Origin of the sequence: Clostridium akagii DSM 12554 (genome assembly GCF_000686725.1) — a bacterium.
GTDB classification, from domain to species: Bacteria; Bacillota; Clostridia; order Clostridiales; family Clostridiaceae; genus Clostridium_I; species Clostridium_I akagii.
Window position 1 is genome coordinate 119,327 of record NZ_JMLK01000014.1, and the last position, 24,144, is coordinate 143,470.

Here is a 24,144-nt window from a genome sequence, read left to right on the forward strand (position 1 = left end):
TTTACTTTAACTTTTCTAAAAAGCTTTCTCCGTACTCTGGCATTTTAACCTTAAAATTATCCGCAACTGTTGCTCCGAGATCTGCAAATGTTTTGCATGTGCCTAGATCATTTCCTTTTTTAAATCGTTTTGAATAAGCAATTAATGGAACAAATTCTCTTGTATGATCTGTTCCATGATATGTTGGATCATTCCCATGGTCTGCTGTAATTAGTAATAAATCATCTTCCTGCATTTTTTCAAAAACTTCTGATAATCTTTTATCAAATGCTTCTAATGCATCTCCATATCCCATTGGGTCACGACGATGTCCAAAGTTTGCATCAAAGTCAACTAGGTTAAGAAAACTAATACCATGGAAATCCTCATCTATTACTTCTATTAATTTATCCATACCATCTTCATTAGATACTGTCCTAATTGCCCTTGTGACACCCTCTCCATTAAATATATCCGATATTTTCCCAATTGCAATAGAGTCAAGTTTTGCCTGCTGCACATAATTCATTACTGTTTCCCCAAAAGGTTTTAAGGCATAGTCATGACGATTAGACGTTCTCTTAAATGTATCTGCAGTTTTACCTACAAATGGTCTAGCTATAATTCTCCCTAATGTATATGGTTCCTTTAATGTTATATCACGGCAATACTGACAGATTCTATATAATTCATCTAAAGGTATAATTTCTTCATTTGCAGCAATTTGCATTACAGGGTCTGCTGATGTATAAACTATTAAATCTCCTGTAGATAGCTGTTTTTCACCAAGTTCTTTTATAATTTCTGTTCCACTGGCAGGTTTGTTTCCAATAACCTTTCTACCAGAGAAATCTTCTATTTTTTTAATTAATTCTTCGGGAAAGCCATCTGGAAAAACGCGAAAAGGTTCATCAATATAAAGCCCCATCATCTCCCAATGCCCGGTCATTGTATCTTTTCCACAAGAAGCCTCTTGCATTTTTGCAAAATAAGCTTTGGGATGAGCAGCTTTTTCAATGCCTTTAATAGGGTAAATGTTTGATAATCCTAGTGAGGACATATTAGGCATATTTAAACCATTTTTCTTTTCAGCAATATGCGCTAATGTATTAACATCAAAATCACCAAAATCCTTTGAATCCGGTGCTTCTCCAATTCCTACTGAATCCATAACAATAATATGTATCCTTTTAAAAGCTTTCATTTTTCTCTTCTCCTTTTGTTTACTCCTCTGAAATAATTGCTATACCTGCACTTGCACCAATACGAGTTGCACCTGCTTCTATCATTTCCATAGCCTCTTCTTTAGTATGAATACCACCTGAGGCTTTAATGCCCATGTCTTTACCTACTGTTTTCCTCATTAATTCAATATCAGTAGCAGTTGCTCCACCTTTTGAAAATCCTGTTGAAGTTTTTACAAAATCTGCACCTGCTCTTTTAGCTAACTCACAAGCTTTTATTTTTTCTTCTTCTGTTAAAAGACAAGTTTCAATAATAACTTTAACTAACGCTTTGCCTTTTGCAACTGCAACAATAGCTTTAATATCTTGTTCTACGTAAATATAGTTTTTATCCTTTAAATCTCCAATACTAATAACCATATCAACTTCTGTTGCCCCATTTTTAATGGCTCCCTTTGCTTCAAAAGCTTTGGTTTTAGTTGTGGTGGCTCCAAGTGGAAATCCTATAACAACACATACACTAACCCCACTATCTTTTAATTCCTGAGTTACAAGTTTTGTCCATCTTGGATTAACACAAACAGATGCAAACCCATATTTTTTTGCCTCATCTGTTAATTTTAAAATTTGTTCTTTTGTTGCATCTGGCTTAAGTTCAGTATGATCAATCATTTTAGCTATATTCATTATAAATCTCCTTCTCAACGTTTTTATAATTTTATAATAATGCTTTCTTGAACCTTTGTAAAGTTACAATTGAAATTATGTTCTTATATTAATCTAAAAGCCTTTTTGCAGTATATTGATCCGTGATTAATATATTGGCAATCTTAGCTTTTAATGCTGCACGAATTGCTCTTATTTTATGTTCACCGCCTGCAACTAAAATAGATTTTTCTTTTTGCTTGAGCTCATCTATAGATATTCCTATAGTACGATTGTCAATCTGAAAATTACAGATGTCCCCATTTTCATTAAAAAATCGGGAACAAATATCGCCTACGCTTTTTTCTTTTAAGATCTTTTTCTCTGATTCACTTAGGTAGCCTAAGCGGAAAAGTAGTGCTTCATCTCTAACACTACCAACTGTGAAAACAGCTATATTAGCTTGACTTCCCATTTCAATTGTACTTTTAATATGGCGGTCTTCTTCTACCATTTGCCGTACAATGGCATTATCAAAAATTACTGGCAGTGGTAAATACCTTGGAACTGTTTCAAAAGCTTCAGCAAAAAGACTGATTGTTTCCGATGCATAGGTATTAACCTTCGAATGGCTGATTCCACCCTTTAGCTGAACTACCTCAACACCTTTAACACTTTGGCGGGTAAGTTTTTTTGCAACTTCATACATTGTAGTTCCCCAACTTACTCCAACAATATCCCCATTTTTTATGGTTTGTTCTAAATATTCTGCCGCTTCTTTACTTATATATTCTCTACTAGAAACATAATCATCCTTTGATGAAAAAACAACACGAATATCTGTTAATCCATATTTTCCTTTTAAGTTATCAGCTAATCTATCTAAATCAGCAAATGGATCAATAATATTAATTTTAACATACCCTTTTTCTTTGGCATACTGAAGAAGTCTTGATACAGTTGGTCTTGATACACTAAGTTGTGATGCAATCTCCTGTTGACTATAATCTGACTGGTAATAAAGTTTCGCCACTTCAACACTTAATTTTTGTTTATCATTGTCCACAAATTTTCACTTCCTCTTACTATTAAACATATTATATAATGATTTACTTTACAAAGCAAAATACGTGGTAGTATGGTTAATAATATTTTACTCTGTTTACACATTGTTTACTTGCTAATCACTTAGTTGTCATTTCACAGTAGTAAACTTATATATGTGATTAAATAAATTTTATTATCACATAATAAAAATAATAAAAATAATAAAAACAATAAATATAATAAAAATAATAAGAACGAGGTCCTGAAAAATGTCAAAAAGAATAGCAGTAGTTGGAACAGGTTATGTTGGTTTAATAGCGGCAATTGGGTTTTCAGATTTTGGTAATCAAGTTATAGGTGTGGACATTGATAAAGAAAAAATTGATAATCTTAATAAGGGTATATCTCCAATTTATGAGCAGGGTGTTTATGATTATTTAGATAGGAACTTAAAGAGTAAAAGATTACGCTTCAGCTCAAATATTGATGAATCTATGAGACAATCAGAAGTAATATTTATAGGAGTTGGAACCCCACCAAAAGGTGATGGCGAAGCGGATTTGTCTCAAGTAAAAAGTGTAGTTAAAACAATTTGTAAAAATTTAAATGGTTACAAAGTTATTGTCCTTAAATCCACGGTACCTATTGGAACAAATAGATGGGTAAGAGATTACATAAAAAAAGAGACTAATTCAGACAATTTTGATGTTGTCTCAAATCCAGAATTTCTAAGAGAAGGTAAAGCTATAACTGATTTCTTTCATCCAGATAGAGTTGTCGTAGGCTATGAATCAGAAAAATCCAAAGAAATAATAAAGGATATTTACAGATCTTTATACTTAATTGAGACACCTTTTGTTTGGTGTAACTATGAAACTGCAGAGCTTATAAAATATGCTAATAATGCGTATTTAGCTACAAAGATTACATTTATAAATCAGATAGCAAACCTTTCTGAAACTATTGGAGCTGATGTTAAGCTGGTTGCAAAAGCTATGGGAATGGATGGCAGAATCAATTCGAAATTTTTACATCCAGGCGCTGGTTATGGCGGAAGTTGCTTCCCAAAAGATACTAATGCACTGGCTAAAATCGGTGATAATTATGGAGTTGACATGAGTCTAGTCAAAGAAGTTATACATTCAAATGAATTACAAAAAACTAGAATGGTAAAAAAATTACAAGGCTTAACTGGAGATCTAAATAACAAATGTATTGCTGTACTTGGGCTCTCCTTTAAACCTGAAACAGATGACATGAGGGAATCACCTGCTATTTCAATAATAAAAGATTTGATTAAAAACAATTCAGTTATTAAGGTACATGATCCAAAAGCAATGGATAATGCAAAAAAAATATTTGGTGAAAAACTCATATACTGTGATACCGCATTAGATACTGTAAAAAATGCTGATGCTTTAATATTAGTCACTGATTGGAATGAATACAGAAGTTTAGATTTAAATACTGTAGGAAACTTAATGAAGAACAAAATAATTCTAGATACAAGAAATATGCTGGAGCCTGAAGATGCTAAAAGCTTAGGATTTATCTATGAAGGCGTAGGGCGAAAGTAGAAATGCTAGAATATCACCTACCGTTGATGTTATTCTTAGCAATATTGCTGCCAATAAAACTAAATTATTCGTAAATATAGGTCCTAGCATCAAAAGCATTATTGATTCCCTTATACCAATACCACCAGGTGCACCAGGTACTACAAAACCTAGCACCCATGAAATTGTATAACCTGAAATTATTATGAGACTTATTGGTAGTGAAATACTTGCACCAAGAACTAGTTGTAAAATCAAAACTAAAAAGATTCCTGGAATTATTAGTGTTATGCTATAAATGCAGAACAGTTTGCATAAAAGCACCAAAAAGCCTTTTGTAAAAAAGTGTTTGTAATTTTTTATAATTGTGCTCTTAGTAATCAAAAGCCAAATAACAACTGTTACTATTATTATCACTACTATTACAATGCCATAAAGCATACTAGGATGTATTTTATAAAACACATCTTTTAGTATGCTTTTAAAGCTTTTCATGGCAAATATAAGTGACAGAATACAATCTGTAGCTAGTAACATACCTATCTCTATAATACTGCAAAAGGTTATGTCTAATTGTTTAAATCCAAGCTTCCCTGCTAATATATTTCTTCCTGCAAACTGCATTACATTCCCTGGTACATACTTACCGATATTGGACTTTGAATAAACAGTTAAAATTTCATGGAACGGAATTTTTCCTTTGTTTATAAATTCTAATGTGGTTTTCCAGGCATAGGATGAAATATAAACTATTGCTACATATCCAATAGATAAAAGTACTCCTAGCACTATGGCAGAAATAGGACTCTTTATATATTTAACATCTATTTTCATAGACATAAATGCTTTCACAATAAAAATAAATGCTATAAAAGTAATAGCATATCCTGCATATTTAAAAATTTTATTATTCACCCTTAGCTCACTCCTTGCATGTGGATTCTTATTATTAGTATTTTTTTACCCATTTAAAATACTCTTTTCCATCACATGGAGTATTTTTTCTTTTAATTTATTAGGGTTACCCATTTCAACATAATAATATTTATTGTCATCCTCATGAAAAAGTTCATGGTTAGCGGTATTATCCCCCAAAATCATAGGCTTTTCCATAGAATCGTAAATATACGCCTTCCCAGGAATTGTTCTTGATGCCTTGGCAATATTATTATTAAAATGTCCAGCTAAACATAAATCTGCTTTTGCAATTTTTTCTGCCAAACTATTTTGTGAAAGCCAAGGTATAAACTTTACATTTTTTAATTGTTCATATTCTTTCAAATCTTTATTCTTTATAGGACCAATTATTTGGAAAGTTACTGTGGGTATATTTTCCATGTTTTTAATACACCGAAGAATAACATCTACCCCCTGCAGTGGTAAAATAGTTCCAAAATACAAGACCACAAATTTCTTATTAAGCTGTTCTTTGTTTGATATTATTCGTGGATAATAAATTGATATATCGGCTTTAAGATATAAAACATTAATTTTACTACTATCAGCCCCAAGACAATTTACAAAATAATTACCATGAGCCAAGGTATCAACTATTATTTCATCTGCTACCTTAATTGTTATTTTATCTATATGGAAAAAAAGTTTGGCGAATAAACTAGTAGCCTTAAACTTTTTTCTATCACAAACAAATGTATCGTAAAGAGAGATAAAAAAATCTTCTACAACGAGCTTCCCCTTAAACTTATTGCGAAATAATGGTAAAATTAATTGCGGAGCAAAACCCACAAATATAACATTATAATCTTTAAGTGACATAAAAAATAACTTTATGTATATTTTCAAAAGTCTAATTACATAACTTTTATCTTTATAGCCTATAACTTTAACTGATAGTGCTGATTTTTGCAGCAAATCAATTTCCTGAGAATTTCGTATATAATCAATATTTTTTGTAGTTATAAATAAAACTTTTTTTCCCACAATAGCTCTTGTCATTTTATCATTAAAAAAATTGTCATTAATCATTTTTCATCCTCATCGTTTAGGTCCTTTTTATCTGAAGCATAATCCATTTTTCTCACACGGTATTGAATGTCTTCTAATAACTTTCGGTTAGCTGCAGTTAAATCCGCTTGTAACCCCATAAAAAATGTTTGAAAACCAAGTAATAATAAAATAGAACTTAGTATAAGTGATTGTATATGTCCTCTACCATAACCTAATGAATAAAGATGTATAAATCTAATTGCCACTATTAATCCTACAGTAAAAAAGATTGAGCCTATTAGACAAAAAAAGCGAAGTGGACTATACATCATATAAGAACGTATTATAGTTACCGCTGATCTTTTTACATAGGTTTGCGTACTTTTAAATAAGCGGGATTTCCTAGTTTCAGGGTTTGTACGTATAGGCGTGGACGTAATTGCTATTTTATTTCTTCCGGCCTGTATTATTGTCTCAAGTGTATAAGTATATTCATTCATTACATTTAATTGCATTGCCGCCTTACGTGAATAAGCCCTAAAACCACTAGGAGCATCAGATATATCCGTATTTGATGCCTTACGAACAACCCAACTCCCTAAATGTTGAAATAATTTTTTATTTTTCGAAAAATGTTCGGTATCATCTATAGGACGACTTCCAATAACTATGTCATAGTGTCCTTCTATAATTGGTTTGACGATTTCTTTTATATCTTCCCCATAATATTGATTATCAGCATCAGTATTAACAATGATATCAGCTCCAAGGCGAAGACAAGCATCAATTCCTGCCATAAAACCTGCCGCAAGTCCTTTGTTTTGCTTAAAACAAACCACATGATTTATTCCAAGTTTATTAGCAACGTTGACAGTATCATCTGTGCTACCATCGTTTATTATTAGATATTCTATTTCATCTATTCCATCTATAGAATCTGGTAAATCTTTAAATGTTTCTGCAAGTGTATTTTCTTCATTGAAACAAGGTATTTGAATTATAAGTTTCATTTAACTACAAGTCTCCATTCTCTTAATTTTTTATCTATAAATAATCTTTAAAATAAATTACGAAGTATATAAAATCTTCATAAAATAGCATACAAATAAAAATACAACAGATAATATATCCTACAAATTTTTTTAAATTAAAATTTTTTTTTGTTTTATAACATAGTGTTGATAAATTATTTGTTATTTCATTATATTTCAAATTTGATTTTTTTTCATTCCCATTATCAGACAAAGATGACCCTTCGAATAAATTTTTCATAATAAATGTTACAGCCAATGCGATTGCAGGTATACCACATAGGTAATAACGTGATTGAAATCCACCTAGATAACCTGAACTATTAGTATATTCGCTATAAGCACGTAACCATTGAATTATAACTGAAATTGCTAATGCAAAATAAACAGAGATTAATACTAACATAATAGAAGCATTACGTTTAGCTCTTTTTATTTGAAATAACAATATAACTGGAATAACTAAAAGTAAAAGTTCTGCAATAGTATTTATTGAAAATACTCCCCCTATTTTATCCAATGAAAAATGCGATTGAATACTGGTCCAAGTCATCAAAAAATTCTTTGTAAAATATACTGCATATTGATTGAAGTTCATATGAGTACGATCTGCAACATTAACATAAAAACCTGATTTTAAAAATCCTTGTAGATCTAAAGATTTATATGAAGGTTGTATGCTTCCTGTTTGAAAATATACAATTAAAAAATATGCCATGGTAATAAAATATACTGGTACCGTAGCAAAAAATTTCTTTGAGATTAAAAACCTTGCACTTTTCTCCTTTATGATAATTAAAATAATATACAAAAGCATGGAAATAAAAACAATTAATCCCAGTGTAAGCTTAGACATAAATGAAATGAAAACACCTAAACTTATTATAAAAAAGGTTCTAAAATTACGTTTTTGTTCTGAAAATCGCAATAACCCTAATAAGAAAATCGGTAATGCCAATAATGATAATGTATCATTATTTATCCCCGCAGAGCAAAATGCCAACATTGGTACAGATATTACTATAGTTGCATATAAACAATGCAATATGAGCTTTTTACCAACTCTTGTATACCCAATATACAATATAAGTACCATAGCTAATGCACTGATTACTATATTAAATAATCTGAGTTTAAAAAGATCAACAGTAACAGTATTACCATTAATTCGCACAGCTCTACTAAGACGCATAATCTGATAATATAACGGCGGGTGACCCAAATAATTCAAATTACTTCCAAATGTATATTCATGGGTATTGTTATTTTTAGTAAGTTCCGTATTGTAATTAATATGCGCAGTACTATTATTCACAAAAATTCTCATATCCTTAAAATTTGGAATTATTGCATTTGTTTTTTCCAGATATGCAATATATGCAACATGTTGCATTTCATCTGGAAATCTTCCAACATATTCTGAATAAAAAAACATTTTGAAAACAAAAAATAAAAATGCCAACGAATATATGAAAATTGTTAAATATTTAAACTTTTCTTTTCCTTTTCGCAAGGTATTCCCTCCTACATAATATGAAAATCAGACTTCTTACCTACCTTGATTCTATATATAAAAATTTATACTTAAATTTCTATGCATAGCCTTATTTAAGCCTAACATGATTTTATGTCAATTCTATGACAATTTAAATAACAATTGTTTTCTCATCAATTTTAGTCTTATCCACTTTTTTATATAATTCTTTTTTCTATCACATTAAAAGTTTCTTTAATATATGCACTGACCATATCATTTTTTAAAGTTATATTCATCTCATACATCAATCTATTTAATTTGGATATTTCATGAGTTGTTAAAAACTCAATATCCTTATAGATTAAAAAACTTTTTTGATTCTCATTAAATTCTTTTACAAGAAGTTCTTCACCACTTATTGAGATATATAGAAAAAGCGAGTTTTTTAATTGAGATTTTTCTTTGTATATTATATCTTTACCATAAAGATTTTTTACTATAACATTTACGGTTGAAGGCGCTAGGTATGCAAGTTTACTAAGTCTACTTGATGTAATCCCCGGAAAAGCATCAATGATCCATAAAACTCTTAGTTGCGGATACGTAAGCTTAAAGTCTGTAAGTAGTTTACGATGATTACTTTCTATAGTTAAAATAAATGTTCTTAATAAATTATAAAAACAAATAAGCTGCTTAAGTATTATTTTATCCTCATGATTAAAATCATCTAAATCAATTTTTAACTGTAGTATATTTATTTCTTCTATATATTCAAATATAAAAACATTATTTGAATTCACGGTTATTTTCTTGAATATTTTAATTATAAAATTCAAATCATAATTATTAATTGTAGGAAGCAAACTAAGTAATGGAAACTCATCATGTTTTTTTATACCATTTATTTTAATAATCCCGTAACCACTTTCAGTTAAATTTAAAGTATATAATTTTTTGTTTATTGTGGACTCCCTCACAACTAATTTTTTGTCCATTAATAGTTTAAGCATTTTTGTAACTGTAGGCGGCGACCAACATCCTATTTTTGCAATTTCACCAAGGGATATTCCATTAAATATTCTTATTATCCATAAAACCCTTAGCTGGGGTAATGTGATACCTGTTTTTTTCACAATATTATTGTAGTTACATTCTATATTTAAAAATAAATATCTTGATAAATTGTAAAATTTATGAGTTTCAAAAAGCTTATTTTTTAAATCCATATTATATCCTTTCACAAAGATCGTATATATTTCTTTATCCCTGACTAACATCCGTAACTATTCCGTTCCACTGGCCTTCACATGTCTAATAAAACGTGAGTGCTAAAGAACCACGTATAATAATATCATAATGGTTAGTAATAAATCAATCAATATGACGGTTTACAAATTAAAGTTTGTTGTTTTCCATGGTAAAACATGATAGAATTAAACTCGTGCGCTTTTTCAATATTCGAATACTAACTAATTGCACAAAAAATAATACTGGAGTTGACTAAACGTGTTATCTTTATTCGGTTTTCAAAATGATTGGCTTTCAATATACTTCGTTCTTATTGTAATCTTAATATTTATACCCGTAGCAATTTACACTAAAGGCTACATACTTGAATATAAAAAACATTATTCAATAAAATACATGTTATTCCTAATCATTTTGTTTGTAACTTCAATGATAGGAGTAGTTCTCGCTAATAATGGAATTACATTTATCGTGTTTTGGGAAATCATGTCAAGTTCTTCATTTTTCCTAGTGATTTATGAATACTTGCACAAGGAAAATTTGAAATCCGGAATATTTTATTTTATTATGACTCATATAAGTGGACTGTTTTTAATGGCAATGTTTGCTTTCTTGTTTAAATATACTGGAAGCTTTGATTTTCAAGAGATTGCTAGGCTTTCCATGAATTTTTCCCCGGAGCAAAAGAACATTGTATTTGTACTTGCCCTATTTGGTTTTGGTGCAAAGATGGGTATAGTTCCACTTCATGCCTGGCTTCCAAAAGCACATCCTGCAGCGCCTTCTAACGTCTCAGCTTTAATGTCCGGGGTTATGCTAAAGGTTGCTATATATGGTTTTATAAGAATATCCTTTGTTTTTTTAATAAATACACCATTATATTGCGGTGTTGTTGTGCTTATAATTGGAACCATTACTGCAATATTTTCAATTATAAATGGTTTGTTACAAAATAATATAAAGAAATTGCTCGCTTATTCTAGTGCTGAAAATATCGGACTTATTTTCGCATCACTAGGGTTATCAATGATACTCATAAATTATAATTTAAAATTATTAGCTGCTCTCGCTTTAACTGCTGCCCTTCTTCACTCTTTAAATCATGCAATTTTCAAAAGTCTTTTGTTCTTAAATGCAGGAAGTGTTTTATATGCTACTGGTACTAAAAATATGGATGAACTAGGTGGCCTTAATAAAAAGATGCAATTCACTGCAATATGTACATTTATTGGAACATGCAGTATTTCAGCAGTTCCACCCTTTAATGGATTTGCAAGTGAAGTTCTTATACTTAGAAGTTTCATTGAATCAATAACTATGGTTCACAATGTTTGGATTATAATATTAATTTTTAGTTGTGGGATTCTTGTAGCATTGACCAGTGGAGCAGCTTTTTACGCTACTGTAAAATCCTTTGGAATTACGTTTCTTGGAAAACCAAGAACAGAGAAAGCAGAAAATGTAAAACCAATTCCACTATCTATGAATATTGGTCAGGGAATCCTTGCTTTACTTTCTATAGTTACAGGGGTGTTTTCACCATTTATAATAAAAAAGCTATCTTATTATACTAATAATCTGTTAAACACAAGCGAAAATCCACCCAGTTTTAAAAATGAAACTGAAATAATTGTATTCACCTTAATATTAATAATTATCACATTTATTTTATATATGTTAAATAAACTAAATTCAAGAAATAAAAATACAGAGATTAATGATACATGGGCCTGCGGATATCACAGTGACCAGCCTTATATTCAGTACTCTGGAAGTGGATTTTCACAGCCTGCGGCAAAGGTTTTTGGACCACTTACAAATTACAGAAAAAAAGTTAGTTATAAAGAAACTATTTACATAAGTGAAAAGACTAGCGACATAATAGAAGATCATTTATATAAACCAATTTTAAAAGTAGTAGACTTTTTAACTACAAAAATACTTACAATTCACTATGGGAAAATTCAATTGTATCTGTCTTATATCTTTATATCATTAATATTTGCACTTATTCTAGTTTTAAAATTTTTGTAGGGGGAATTCATTTGCAATATAATTTATTTTACTTTGTGCAAAGTATACTTATTTTGGTTTTATCACCATTATTTATAGGAGTATTAAAAAAGATGAAAGCAACCCTTCGGGGCTATAAGGGTGCATCTATTATTCAGCCTTATTATGATCTAAGCAAATTATTAAAAAAAGGAAGAGTTATCTCAAATAGAAGTTCCTTTATTACAACAATTGGTCCAATAGTTATGCTTGCAACAAGCATAACCACTGTTTTTTTCGTGCCAGTGATTTTTACAACTATGCAAAACACCATTGGAAACTTATTTATACTTATCTTTGCCTTTGCAATAATTAAAATCTTTACAGTATTAATTGGCCTTGATAGTTCAAGTACATTTGGTGGAATGGGATCAAGCCGTGAATCTTTTATTTCAATGATGTCAGAACCTTTAACATTATTTTTACTAACTTTTTTATATATTGAAACAAAAGATTTTAACCTTTTCCATATTTCCTTTATCAATAGCAATATTACTCACTATGATATGGCACATATTATTGCAATGGTGACTTTTATTATATCAATCCTAGCTGAAAATGCCCGGATACCTTTTGATAATCCAGAAACTCATTTGGAACTTACCATGATGCATGAAGCAATGATTTTAGATTTATCTGGTAGTGATTTATTTTATGTTGAACTCTCTTCCCATATTAAATTAATTGTTTACTTGATTATTTTAATAAATGGTTTTATTCCTATAGGAATTGCAACAACCTTTACTTTTTCAGCTTTGTTAATAAGTTTTTTAGCTTTTGTTTTCAAACTTTTATTTTGCCTACTGGGCATTGCTGTTATAGAAACAACTATTGCTAAATCCAAATTATTTAGAAGTGCAGAACTTTTCCCGGCTACCATATCCCTTGGCATTATAGCGATTACCCTAATTTATATTTTATAAGGAGAAAAGATTATGATAGAAGATTTACTTGCAGTTATACTAATATCTAGCATTTTTATGTCTGGAGTAAGAAGAGTAAAACTTGTTACACGAGTTTTTATATTCCAATCCTTAGCTATAGGGCTAATAGCCTTAAAACTAGGCCTTGATACAGGAAAGATGGATTATTATATTTTAGGGTTATTAACAATAGTTACTAAAGTTATTATAATACCAATAATAATAAATAAATCTTTAAATCAGTTAAAGGTTAATAGAGAAATGGATTTAATAGTAAATGGTTTTATTTCTTATATTTTAACTGGAATATTTATAATGATATCCTTTGGCATTTTGAGCAGTAGTCACGACAATTATATAAAAACTGGAATTGCCCTATTTATTATAGGTGTTCTACTTATGGTAGCAAGGAAAAAAGCTATCACACAAATGATAGGATTTTTAACCTTCGAAAATGGTATTGTACTCTTTGAAATATCATTGACTAAGATGTCCCTTGTAATTGAGGCTGGTATAGTCTTTGAAGGATTATTACTGGCACTTGTTATGGGAATAATGATTTTCCATATAAATAAAACTTTTGATTCAATTAACACAGACTTTTTTGAAAATCTAAAAGAATAGTTGGTGAACCAATGTATATTATATTACTCGGTATTTTGTTCTTATTAATGATAATAACCCCATTAATCTTTAAAAATATTAAGGTGGCAGGTTTAGTTACAATACTTGGATCAGTATTTATTTTAAGTATAACAATTAAAATTATTATGCTTGTTAGCAAAATTCATTCTCTAAGTTTTTTTAATGAATTTTTTTATATTGATAGTTTAACCCTCTTGCAGCTCCTGATTATATCTAGCATAAATATAATCGTGAGTATTTATTCCTATAAATACATTCAAGGTGAAATATTAGAGAAAAAAATATCTCTTAAAAGAGGTCGTTTTTATTATTTTCTTTTTAATTTCTTTGTATTTTTTATGATGTTTATTGCGTTAACCAATAATATTGTGGCTATGTGGATTGGCCTTGAAGGAACAACACTTACCACAGCCTTTCTCATAGGTTTTAACATTAATAAAGAATCCCTTGAATCCGCTTGGAAGTACGTTATTATTTGTTCCATTGGAATAGGTATTGGTTTCATTGGTATACTTATTTTCGTTAATGGGTACAGTTCTGGAGACTCGACTCAAATACTTAAGTGGTCGCATCTTGCAAAAAACTCAACTCCCCAAAGTACTTACTCCATTAAGATAGCCTTTACCTTAATATTTGTAGGCCTTGGCACAAAAGCAGGCCTCGCACCTATGCATACATGGCTTCCCGATGCTCACAGCGAGGCACCGTCCCCAGTTAGTGCTATGATGTCCGGTGTTCTTTTGAATCTTGCTCTATATGTTATTTTAAGATTTTATATAATAACAAAGCACATTCCAGGTCTAAACAATACAAGATGGTTATTTATAATTTTTGGTTGTCTATCTCTATTAATTTCATCTTTTAGTATTTTAAGACAACTTAATTACAAAAGACTACTTGCATTTTCTTCAGTTGAGAATCTTGGAATTATAGCCTTAGGCCTAGGCATTGGAACTAAAATCACTGTTTTTGGTGCATTATTGCATTCATTAATTCATGCCCTAGGAAAGTCTCTTTTGTTCCTAACCGCAGGAAATATACTAAATGCGTATAAGACAAAACGTATAGATAAAATTAATGCTTTGATAAAAACTATGCCAATAAATGCCGTTTTTCTTATACTAGGAATGCTTGTTATTGTTGGGGCTCCACCCTTTCCATCTTTCTTTAGTGAATATAGTATAATTGTAGGAACTGTGCAAAGCAGTAATTACATTATTATGGCACTTTATAGTTTATGTTTACTACTAGTTTTTGCAGGTTTTTTAAAAGTTTTTATTAAAATAGTTTTTAATGCAGAACCTGGAGTTAGCTATGAAAAACTGGAAATAGATAAAGAGAATACATTGCCTTTATCTTTATGTTTTATTTTGATTATTGTTATGATTTTATTTATGAATGGTTATTTATCTAGCATGATAAATAACGCAGTTTCAATTATTCGTAATTAGGAAGTGAAAATATGAATATAGCAGATGCTATAAAAAGTCTAGATGAATTGAATTTTGATTTAAAATATGAAATTAAAAATAAAAACGAGTTATACATTAGACTAAAGCCAGAACAAATTAGAAAGATTGTATCTATTTTTATTTATGTGTATAAATTTAATTATATTTGTGAATTTGAGACTCCTGGCAAATCACTTATAATAAATTGTTTGTTTTCAAACAGTAAGGAAGGTTATTACATAACATGCAGCTATATTACTAAGAAAAGCCCAGTGAATCTTCAAAATATAATTCATCAAAGCAGATTATTTCAAAGAGAAATTAATAAGGATTATGATTATAAGGTTAAAGAAGTTTCAGGAACTGGTGCTTATCAAGTGGCCGTTGGACCTGTTCACGCAGGAATAATTGAACCTGGGCATTTTAGGTTTAGTGTTATGGGGGAAGCCATAGAAAACCTTGAAATAAGGCTTATGTATAAACATCGTGGAATAGAAAAACTTTGTGAGGGAATAGATGCAAATTCATTAAATCTTATGTTTGAAAGAGTCTCAGGGGAATCAACAGTTGCTTATGGTGAAGCTTATGCTCTCCTTGTGGAAAAGCTTATGAATAAAGAGATTGCCAGGGAAATTAAAGCTTTTAGAATTGTTCTTTTAGAACTTGAAAGGATATATAATTATTTGGATGATTTAGGTGGCATTGCTAATGATATAGGTTTTAGTTACCCTGCTAAAAAATTTGGATATTTTTCAGAAATCATCCATCAGCTATGTGAAAGAATAACTGGAAGCCGATTTATGAGGAATGCCTTAGTTCCCCTTGGAATAAATATAGATTTTACTATGGAAAAAAAGAAGGATATTATGGCAACTCTCAGGAGTCTTAATCCTCGAATAAACAGTATTATTAAAACTAGTTTTAATTCGGTTTCCTTTTTAGATAGGGTAGAAGATACTGGAATGGTGAGTAGGGTTATGGCTAAAAAATTATGTATTACTGGAGTTGTAGCAAGGGCCTGCAATTTAAAATATGATGTTAGAGTGAATTTTCCCTATGAACTATATAAAGAAATAAAAAGTGGTACAAATATAACTTCGAAAGGCGGCGTTTTTGAAAGATATAAATTGAAATCCATTGAACTTAATGATGCTTTTGATTTTATAGAAAAAGCACTGACATATATAAACACAGATATAAAAAGAGATAAACAAGCAATTTGTTTTAAAGATGGACTTGAGGCTATAACTTCTGTTGAAACAGTAAAAGGTGAACTAGTGGTTTATGGCTTAACGGGAAAAGATAATAAATTTACCCGAATCTATTTTAAAACCCCTTCCTTTACCAACTGGTCTGGTATGAGTGAAGCAGTTCTTGGCGAAATTGTTCCTGATTTTCCTGTTATAAACAAAAGCTTTAATATGTCTTATTCTGAAAATGATAAGTAGGGAGTATTAAAAATGAGAAATATATTAGATAGAATAAAATATGGAACTGAAACCATAAAGAATCCCCTTATTAATAATGAGTTTTCTTATGGAAAAATACTAGCTAAAAACAATCTATGTATTAGCTGCGGAAAATGCACAGTTGAATGCATTGTGAACGCTATAAAAATAGAGACTACTAGTGATGGTGAAAGTATAATAAACATAGACGGAAAAAAATGTATTTACTGCGGAAACTGCGTTGATACTTGCCCTGAATCTGCTTTAGAAATGACAAATGATTATAAAATGGCATCACTAGAACTTGCAGGTGAACAACTTCGGAAGAATATTTATAAGATCTTTAACAGATCTCTTTCACTTAGAGTAGTAGATACTGGTTCTTGTAATGCTTGTATGTCAGAACTTAGCGCTACTCAAAACACTTTTTATGATATTTCAAGATTTGGAATTAATGTTGCCGCCTCCCCTAGACATGCAGATGGGCTAGTGGTAACTGGCATCGTTACTAAAAATATGAAAGAAGCTCTTTTAAAAACCTATGAGGCAATGGCTGAGCCTAAAATAGTTATAGCTGTTGGTAGCTGCGCATATGATGGTGGAATCTTTAAAGATGGTGGGGGCGTTTATGATGTACTTAAAAATATACTCCCCGTTGATTTAGTAATTCCCGGGTGTCCACCTTCGCCTCAGTCAATTATTTTTGGACTACTTAAACTTACGGCGAAGATTTATAAAAAGTGACAAGTGACAAGTTGAAGAAGATTTGTCCATATCATAATAAACTTTAATCTAATCTAATCTAATATATAATCTAATATATTATTAAATGCTGTATTATGAATGCAAATAATGTCACAAATTACTAAAGGAAGTCGTATTTTAAACGATAACACTTAGGTGGGTAGTATCATCATCATTTCATGAAATCATCAACTACATGATGGTAGATTGGCGGTACTCCTAACAATAGAACAGATGTCGAGGAGGCACTACAATGAAAATAGAAAACAAAAAGTCAGAAAAAATACTATTAATTGAGCTAGAGGGATTTTCACAAACAGAAACAGCTAATGAATTTGTTATTGAATACAATAAAGCTGTAGCTGAAACAAAAGGTAATGGCTACACCTTAGTAGTTGATTCAACAAATTTATCAGCTTTTAAACCAGACATACTTCCAATATTGGAAAAGTGCTATCAACTTTATATGAGCAGTGGATTTAAGCAAATATTCATGATTAATCCTTCAAAACTTACTTGCAAAATGCAAGTCCAAAGGGTAGCTAAAAAAGTGAATTTTACAGGTATATTTGTAGATAGTATGAAAGATATAAAATAAAAGTGAACTTATTTTGTAACCTGAATGAAAATAAGGAACATGGCAGTGTATGTTCAGAGGCTAATCGCTTTACTTAGAAAGACTAAGGTTTACTTATTGTCAAATTACTAGACCATTTAAACTCGCTACGCTCAAACAATAAATGGTCCTTAGCGTAATTTAACAAACGTAAACCTAAGTCTTTCTAAAGTTCGCTCGAATAGCCTCTTTAACGTACATTGCCATACTATTATACAGTAGCAGTCGATTAAAAAAATACTGGAGGGGTTAGCTAATGTCATCTAATGTTATAATAAAAAGCATTTCAAGTTATCATCCTGAAAATGTCGTTGATAACGAGTTTTTTCTGGAACATTTTTCAAAACAAGGCAAGGATGTTTCAGGACTATTAGCGTCTCTTGGTAGAGAAAAACGTTACATATCAAAAGATAAAAGTGAAAATTCATTAACTATGGGAATTGTATCAGCTAAAAAAGCATTACAAGAAAATAACCTTAAAGGTAAAGATATGGATATGATAATATTTTCATCTGGAACTCCTGAATACACCTCCCCTGCAAGTGCAATCATCATTCATAAAGAAATAGAAGGTAAATCAGATACAATAACTTATGATATAAATGCTAATTGTGTTGGTATGGTTATATCCATTGACCAAGTTAGTAACTATATGTTATCTAAACCAAAAATTAAATACGCTCTAGTGGTAGGTTCTGAGCAAATGAATAGATTTTCAAGAAATGAAGACCCCGTTACTTATGCAAATTTTGGTGATGCCTCTTGCGCCATTATACTGGAAAAAGTAGAAGATACAAATAGCGGATATATTGATTCAACTTATTATACTAAATCCACTTCAGCATATGAAATTATGCTCCCTTCATGTGGACTGTCTAAATTATACGAAGAGCAAATGTCTGACTATGACAGACGATTTATGTGGGAAGCTAATGCAAATAATGGGTTTTCAAGTACAGTTGACAGCATAAATACCTTACTCAAAAATAATAAGCTAACGAAAGAAAACATATCTTTATATTGCTTTTCTCAATTATCAAAATCTAATTTAGAAATCATTTGCGACAATTTGAGTGAGGATTTCAATAAATTTCATTATATTGGTGATGAATATGGCTATACTGGGACAAGTAGCCCATTTATAACCCTTGAATGCGCTATTAAAGACAATAAAATAAGTCGAGGACAATATATAGTATTTTGGTCAATTGGGGCAGGAAGTACTGCATGTACAATGCTTTTTAGATACTAATATTTAAATCACCGCATAGGGTTGTGTCAAAGTAGGGGAAATTTCCACCGCAGTTTTAAGTGACAAGTTGCAAGTTAAAGAAGATTGTTCTGATAATGCAGAACAATCCCCCAAAATAGAAACATTATTATATTCAAATTAATACTTATCTAAAATGAATATGAGAATTTATTTCCATATCCATTTTAGTTTCATATATAATTATCTGGAGCTATTTTCCCTAAATTATTTATTTTATTTTGCCCTAAGGCAAAATTTCATTAACTTGTCACTTGTCACTTATCACTTTTTTTTTAATTTTACCGTCTTCTATTTCTACGATTCTTGATGTTTTTTCTGCTATTCTATCATCATGAGTAATTATTACAAATGTTGTTTTGAATTCTTTATTAATATCTCTCAAAAGTTCATATATATTTTCAGTAGATTTTGAATCCAAATTTCCAGTGGGTTCGTCCGCAAGCACTATTTTAGGATTGTTTATTAAGGCTCTAGCAATAGCTGTTCGCTGTTGTTGTCCCCCAGATATATTGATGGACAAGTTATTCTTGACTTCAGTTAATCCAACCAAATTTAAGAGTTCCTCTGCCCTAGCTATTATTTCTTTTGTTGGTCTTCCATACCCTATATTATATGGCATAAGAACATTTTCAAGAACTGTAAACTCTGGAAGCAAATAATGAAACTGAAAAATAAATCCTATGGTTTTATTTCTAAGCTCTGCCAATTCGTTTTTCACCATATTATCAGTTCTCTTACCATTTATATAAACTTCTCCAGTTGTTGGTCTGTCTAGTGTACCCATAATATTAAGTATTGTACTTTTTCCACTACCTGAAGCCCCAATGATTGAATTGAAAGAATGTTCTTCAAAAGATAAATTTATATTATGTAAAACTTTTGTTTTTATTGTTGTTCCATATACCTTACTTATATTTTTTAGTTCAATAATTTTAGCCATTCTTAATCACCTCAATTGGATCTAATTTTGAAGATTTAATTGCTGGTATTACTGCTGCAATCGTGGCTGAGACCACTGCTATAAGTCCCGAAAGAAGAATAAATTTATAGTCCAAATATAATGGTACTAATGGCGTTCCATCTGTATTCAATGCAAATTTACTAAATGAATAAGTTAACCCTAGTCCCAGTAACACTCCGAAAATGGCTCCAAATATTCCTAGTATTAATCCTTCGAACAAAAATATCAGACTAGCTACCCTATCCTTTATTCCCATTGCCTTAAGTATACCTAGTTGTTTGGATTTTTGCATTACAGTTATAGCCAGCACACTTGCTATTCCAAGTATTACTGATAAAAGCACAAAAACTTGAATCATATAACTAGAGGCACTTTGCCCACTTAATCCACTTAGAGTTGCCGCATTCGTAACTTTCCAATTATCAACCTTTAGATTACTTGAATCTAATTTGTTAGCAACCGCTTTAGCTACTACATCAGCAGTAAACACGTCATTTGCTTGCATTTCAATAGAAGTTACCTTGTCTCCAAAATCAAATATATTCTGAGCTGTTCTCATATTTGTTATTATCCAAGAATTATTTAAACTTGAAACCTTTAAATCATAAAATCCAGTAATAGTAACCTGTTCATTTTTCCCTTTGGGCGTTAAAATTGTTATTTTATCACCAAGTTTTACTGATAGATTGTCTCTCAAGTCCTTTCCAACTAATACCTCATTATCATTGCTAGGTTCTTTGCCCTGTATAAGGCTATCCTTTATTTTATATATTGAATCTGCAGTAGAAAATATAAAACCTCTTAGCAAAATTGGTGATGTTTTATTGTTGTATTTTACAAACCCTGAGAAATCTGCTGCCTCTGAAACATTTTTAATTCCCACATTCAAGCTTTTAATATCGTTTACTTTACCTTTCCACTTATCTATTGCCCTGTCGTCATTTTTAGATGTTACTGTAATCTGGGATGAACTTCCTACTGTCTTGTCAATTAAACTTATCTGAAGCCCTTGAATTAATGTTCCAATAAATACTTGAACTGAAACCCCTATTGCGATTCCAAGTACAATTAGTATTGTTTGACCTTTGCTAGATTTTATAAATCTAGCCGCAATTTTAAACGCAAGTGCCATTTTTACTCCCCCCTTTTATAAAATATATATTAATTAATAATTTTTATTATATAACATATATTATACAATATGATTGCTGGCAATACAATTGTATTACAAATTAGTACTACCTTATTTAAAAAAAATTTTTAGTGCCGATAGGGAGTCGACAATGCCTTCTTTTTCTTCTTCATTAGCTAACATGGCCTGTATAGATGTTCCAAATATAGTGCTAAATATCATTTTGGACAATGCTCTTGAAGAACAATCTTTAAGCTTTTCTCTAGAGGAAAAGTTATTAATAATGTATTTTTCGATTAATCCAATTAAACTGTTGAAAAGATTATTGATTAATTTTTTTAAAGATGCTGACCAAAGAGCCATACTGGTCAAATCGAAAAGAAGCTTGAACAATTCAGGAGTATTTTTTACCATTTTCTCAAAATAATCAATTAAATTAGATATGTTTTCATTTTGTGATTTACCCTTTTTTAAGCTATCTTCAATTTCGTGCAGATATTTTTCAGTTAGGATCTTTACCACCTTTATAAATAGACCTTCTTTATTTTTATAATAATAATTTAATTGGCTTAATGCAACTTCTGCTTCATCTGCAATATTGCGTAGTGAAACGTTTGCATATCCTTTTAATGATATACATTTAAAAGCCGCTTTAAGTATTCTTTGTGACTGGTTTGTACTATCCATTTCATTATTCATGTAATGCTACCTCCAAAGCTCTCTCTTGTATAAGTCTATAAATTATATTTCTATTCCCAAGCCTTATAATCTCCATAAATGCGCAATATTTATCTACAAAAGATACAATAAAGGCCTCTTTATATTTAGGCAATTTTACAGTTAAGGGCCACATATGTTTTACTATTATATCTTTTTCTAAATCATTTAGAATAAAAGATTTTTTTGCATTTTCTAATGCCGTATATGGATGTGTAAATCCATGTAATCCATTATTTGATTTTGTTATATGCCAGTCGTACAAGAAGAAATCATGAAGTAATCCCCCTCTAGCTGCAGAACAATAGTCAAGTCCTAACCGTCTACAAACAACGTAACTAATGTACGACACGTAAATACTGTGTTCTAAACATGTTATTTGGCTATGTTGAATAAAACTCGCCATGGACCATATAATTTCACTTTTCACCAAATCATTTATACAATTTTTATACTCCTCATAACTATTGAAATCTACTTTTAAGTTCGATTTTGATCTTATCAAATTTCTCATTTAGAATACTCCTTATGTCACGATTAATAATACCAGCATTTAAAATCATTAAACTAGGAAACGCAAGAAAAATTCTTTTATATTTAAGAACTTTGTTATAATATACACTCAATGAAATCTTTGAATAATTTAAAATGACTCTTCTTAATTCCATTGCATCTATTATTGATTTTAATGTATCTAAAAAGAAGTATAATACCAAAAATATTGCTAAATCAGCTTTAACTTGTATAGGAATGGAATAAATCATCCTATTAATTATTGGGTGTAAATTTTTCACTAATATAAATGCAAGAAAACCCCATAAAAGCGAGTACTTAATGCAGATATATCCGTGGACATTTCCTATGTTATCACTATAGTCCCACCATTTACAATCAAAAATTTTCTCTAAAATGAATCCTGTGATATATTCTAGTACAGTTACCAAAATTATTGAACATATAATACTCATTATAAATGATTTTAAATAATCTTTAAAAACATTATCAAATAATCCTAAAGATTTAATCACCATTATAGCACCAAATCCATAAATCGGGCAAAAAAAACTTGTCAAAAATCCTCTATTTATGAGTTTTCTTTCATTTATGCTAGCAAAAATTGTCTCCAGCATCCACCCTAAAAAAGAATAGGTCGCAAAAAATAATATAAAATCTGAATAACTCCACAAAACTATCAATCTCCTTTCAATAAAATACTTATAATAATGTCGCCTAAAAAAATATCTAAATATTTAGCTTATATTAATTTCCACAAGCACGAATAAGGTTCGAAATAATAATTCGGACGTTTGATTTAATTCTACTTTAGCACAAAGTCTTTTATACCGTCAATGGTTTTACTTTATATATATAATTATCCTTATTTTTCAATCACTTATAGTGATCTTCATATAAGTGCAACTGTCTTTAAACTAATTCATATAATAAAGTACTGAAATATTTAACTAGAAAACAAAAGATATAAATTAGATAAAGGAGGATAATATATGAATTTCGATATAAAATCAAATAAAAATAGCCATAAAAATGTAAGTAAATATACTCAAAATGCAAAAGCAGAACCCTATAATAACTTCATGGGAGAACAGTGCTACGGCTTAGATGACAGTACAAAATGTCATCCTACCTGCCCTACTGCACCTACTTGCCCAACCGGCCCTACTTGTCACACTGGTCCTACCGGTCCTACTGGTCCTACTGGTCCTAAGGGTGCTACTGGTCCTACCGGTCCTACTGGTTCCGCTGGTCCTATTGGTCCTACTGGCCCTACTGGTGATGCCGGTCCTACTGGTTCTGTTGGTCCTATTGGTCCTACTGGGGCTACTGGTTCTACTGGTCCTACCGGTTCTGCTGGTTCTGCTGGTGCTGCCGGCCCTACTGGTCCTATTGGTCCTACTGGGGCTACTGGCGCCACCGGTTCTACTGGGGCTACTGGTGCCACTGGTCCTGCCGGTTCTGCTGGTATTGCTGGTCCTACTGGGGCTACTGGTATTACTGGTGCCACTGGCTCTACTGGCGCTACCGGGGCTACTGGTATTACTGGTGCCAC

The 24,144-nt window shown here is 30.6% G+C and carries 22 protein-coding genes and 1 pseudogene; 10 read left to right on the forward strand and 13 right to left on the reverse strand.

Annotated elements, in window-relative coordinates:
- Position 1: 1 nt before the first annotated feature.
- The 3 genes from deoB to BR66_RS0108920 all read right to left on the reverse strand — a co-directional run bounded on the left by deoB (position 2) and on the right by BR66_RS0108920 (position 2,874).
- A complete protein-coding gene (gene deoB / locus BR66_RS0108910; RefSeq protein WP_026882616.1) occupies positions 2 to 1,183 on the reverse strand; it encodes a phosphopentomutase in 1,182 nt (393 codons plus the stop codon).
- Between the two features lie 19 nt (positions 1,184 to 1,202).
- Positions 1,203 to 1,850, reverse strand: a complete 648-nt coding sequence (gene deoC, locus BR66_RS0108915) for a deoxyribose-phosphate aldolase (protein ID WP_026882617.1) — start codon at positions 1,848 to 1,850, stop codon at positions 1,203 to 1,205.
- Between the two features lie 88 nt (positions 1,851 to 1,938).
- Positions 1,939 to 2,874 (reverse strand): sugar-binding transcriptional regulator, encoded by a 936-nt coding sequence (locus BR66_RS0108920; protein WP_026882618.1) that lies wholly within the window; start codon positions 2,872 to 2,874, stop codon positions 1,939 to 1,941.
- A 250-nt stretch (positions 2,875 to 3,124) separates the two neighbouring features.
- On the opposite strand from BR66_RS0108920, the gene BR66_RS0108925 reads away from it, so the two are divergent.
- Positions 3,125 to 4,432, forward strand: coding sequence for a UDP-glucose dehydrogenase family protein (locus BR66_RS0108925; RefSeq protein ID WP_026882619.1), 1,308 nt, complete (start codon positions 3,125 to 3,127; stop codon positions 4,430 to 4,432).
- Here the strand turns inward: BR66_RS0108925 and BR66_RS0108930 are convergent.
- The 5 genes from BR66_RS0108930 to BR66_RS0108950 all read right to left on the reverse strand — a co-directional run bounded on the left by BR66_RS0108930 (position 4,397) and on the right by BR66_RS0108950 (position 10,092).
- Positions 4,397 to 5,326: a CAAX amino protease gene (locus BR66_RS0108930; RefSeq protein ID WP_026882620.1), complete on the reverse strand. Its 930-nt coding sequence runs from the start codon at positions 5,324 to 5,326 to the stop codon at positions 4,397 to 4,399. The genes BR66_RS0108925 and BR66_RS0108930 overlap by 36 nt on opposite strands.
- A gap of 45 nt (positions 5,327 to 5,371) precedes the next feature.
- A complete protein-coding gene (locus BR66_RS0108935) occupies positions 5,372 to 6,397 on the reverse strand; it encodes a glycosyltransferase family protein (protein ID WP_026882621.1) in 1,026 nt (341 codons plus the stop codon).
- Positions 6,394 to 7,368: a glycosyltransferase family 2 protein gene (locus BR66_RS0108940; protein WP_026882622.1), complete on the reverse strand. Its 975-nt coding sequence runs from the start codon at positions 7,366 to 7,368 to the stop codon at positions 6,394 to 6,396. The genes BR66_RS0108935 and BR66_RS0108940 overlap by 4 nt, the downstream gene beginning before the upstream one ends.
- A gap of 34 nt (positions 7,369 to 7,402) precedes the next feature.
- Positions 7,403 to 8,902: an ArnT family glycosyltransferase gene (locus BR66_RS0108945; protein WP_026882623.1), complete on the reverse strand. Its 1,500-nt coding sequence runs from the start codon at positions 8,900 to 8,902 to the stop codon at positions 7,403 to 7,405.
- Between the two features lie 179 nt (positions 8,903 to 9,081).
- A complete protein-coding gene (locus BR66_RS0108950) occupies positions 9,082 to 10,092 on the reverse strand; it encodes a MarR family transcriptional regulator (RefSeq protein ID WP_026882624.1) in 1,011 nt (336 codons plus the stop codon).
- Between the two features lie 280 nt (positions 10,093 to 10,372).
- On the opposite strand from BR66_RS0108950, the gene BR66_RS0108955 reads away from it, so the two are divergent.
- The 8 genes from BR66_RS0108955 to BR66_RS0108990 all read left to right on the forward strand — a co-directional run bounded on the left by BR66_RS0108955 (position 10,373) and on the right by BR66_RS0108990 (position 19,245).
- Positions 10,373 to 12,148 carry a proton-conducting transporter transmembrane domain-containing protein gene (locus tag BR66_RS0108955; RefSeq protein WP_026882625.1) on the forward strand — a complete coding sequence of 592 codons (1,776 nt, stop codon included), beginning with the start codon at positions 10,373 to 10,375 and terminating at the stop codon, positions 12,146 to 12,148.
- Positions 12,149 to 12,159: 11 nt separating this feature from the next.
- Entirely contained in the window at positions 12,160 to 13,089 is a 930-nt protein-coding gene (locus tag BR66_RS0108960; protein WP_026882626.1) for a respiratory chain complex I subunit 1 family protein, read from the forward strand.
- Between the two features lie 12 nt (positions 13,090 to 13,101).
- The gene (locus tag BR66_RS0108965; protein WP_026882627.1) at positions 13,102 to 13,713 is read left to right on the forward strand and encodes a hydrogenase; all 612 of its coding nucleotides are present in this window, start codon (positions 13,102 to 13,104) and stop codon (positions 13,711 to 13,713) included.
- 11 nt (positions 13,714 to 13,724) lie between these two features.
- Positions 13,725 to 15,185: a proton-conducting transporter transmembrane domain-containing protein gene (locus BR66_RS0108970; RefSeq protein WP_026882628.1), complete on the forward strand. Its 1,461-nt coding sequence runs from the start codon at positions 13,725 to 13,727 to the stop codon at positions 15,183 to 15,185.
- Positions 15,186 to 15,196: 11 nt separating this feature from the next.
- Complete coding sequence (locus BR66_RS0108975) at positions 15,197 to 16,633, forward strand: hydrogenase large subunit (protein WP_026882629.1); 1,437 nt, start codon at positions 15,197 to 15,199, stop codon at positions 16,631 to 16,633.
- Between the two features lie 12 nt (positions 16,634 to 16,645).
- Positions 16,646 to 17,377 carry an NADH-quinone oxidoreductase subunit NuoB gene (gene nuoB / locus BR66_RS0108980; RefSeq protein ID WP_026882630.1) on the forward strand — a complete coding sequence of 244 codons (732 nt, stop codon included), beginning with the start codon at positions 16,646 to 16,648 and terminating at the stop codon, positions 17,375 to 17,377.
- A 253-nt stretch (positions 17,378 to 17,630) separates the two neighbouring features.
- Positions 17,631 to 17,975, forward strand: a complete 345-nt coding sequence (locus BR66_RS0108985; protein ID WP_051624159.1) for a hypothetical protein — start codon at positions 17,631 to 17,633, stop codon at positions 17,973 to 17,975.
- A 274-nt stretch (positions 17,976 to 18,249) separates the two neighbouring features.
- Positions 18,250 to 19,245: a ketoacyl-ACP synthase III gene (locus BR66_RS0108990; protein ID WP_026882632.1), complete on the forward strand. Its 996-nt coding sequence runs from the start codon at positions 18,250 to 18,252 to the stop codon at positions 19,243 to 19,245.
- A gap of 268 nt (positions 19,246 to 19,513) precedes the next feature.
- On the opposite strand, the gene BR66_RS0108995 is transcribed toward BR66_RS0108990, so the two are convergent.
- The 5 genes from BR66_RS0108995 to BR66_RS0109015 form a co-directional block, all read right to left on the reverse strand.
- Entirely contained in the window at positions 19,514 to 20,206 is a 693-nt protein-coding gene (locus tag BR66_RS0108995; RefSeq protein WP_026882633.1) for an ABC transporter ATP-binding protein, read from the reverse strand.
- The gene (locus BR66_RS0109000; RefSeq protein WP_026882634.1) at positions 20,199 to 21,359 is read right to left on the reverse strand and encodes an ABC transporter permease; all 1,161 of its coding nucleotides are present in this window, start codon (positions 21,357 to 21,359) and stop codon (positions 20,199 to 20,201) included. Before BR66_RS0109000 ends, BR66_RS0108995 begins: the two co-directional genes overlap by 8 nt.
- Before the next feature lie 111 nt (positions 21,360 to 21,470).
- Entirely contained in the window at positions 21,471 to 22,058 is a 588-nt protein-coding gene (locus BR66_RS0109005; protein ID WP_051624160.1) for a TetR/AcrR family transcriptional regulator, read from the reverse strand.
- Complete coding sequence (locus BR66_RS0109010) at positions 22,051 to 22,590, reverse strand: HD domain-containing protein (RefSeq protein ID WP_026882636.1); 540 nt, start codon at positions 22,588 to 22,590, stop codon at positions 22,051 to 22,053. Before BR66_RS0109010 ends, BR66_RS0109005 begins: the two co-directional genes overlap by 8 nt.
- A complete protein-coding gene (locus BR66_RS0109015) occupies positions 22,541 to 23,263 on the reverse strand; it encodes a putative ABC transporter permease (RefSeq protein ID WP_026882637.1) in 723 nt (240 codons plus the stop codon). Before BR66_RS0109015 ends, BR66_RS0109010 begins: the two co-directional genes overlap by 50 nt.
- Before the next feature lie 318 nt (positions 23,264 to 23,581).
- Here BR66_RS0109015 and BR66_RS25150 point away from each other — a divergent pair.
- Positions 23,582 to 24,144 (forward strand): annotated as a pseudogene (locus tag BR66_RS25150) (hypothetical protein); the annotation flags it as partial.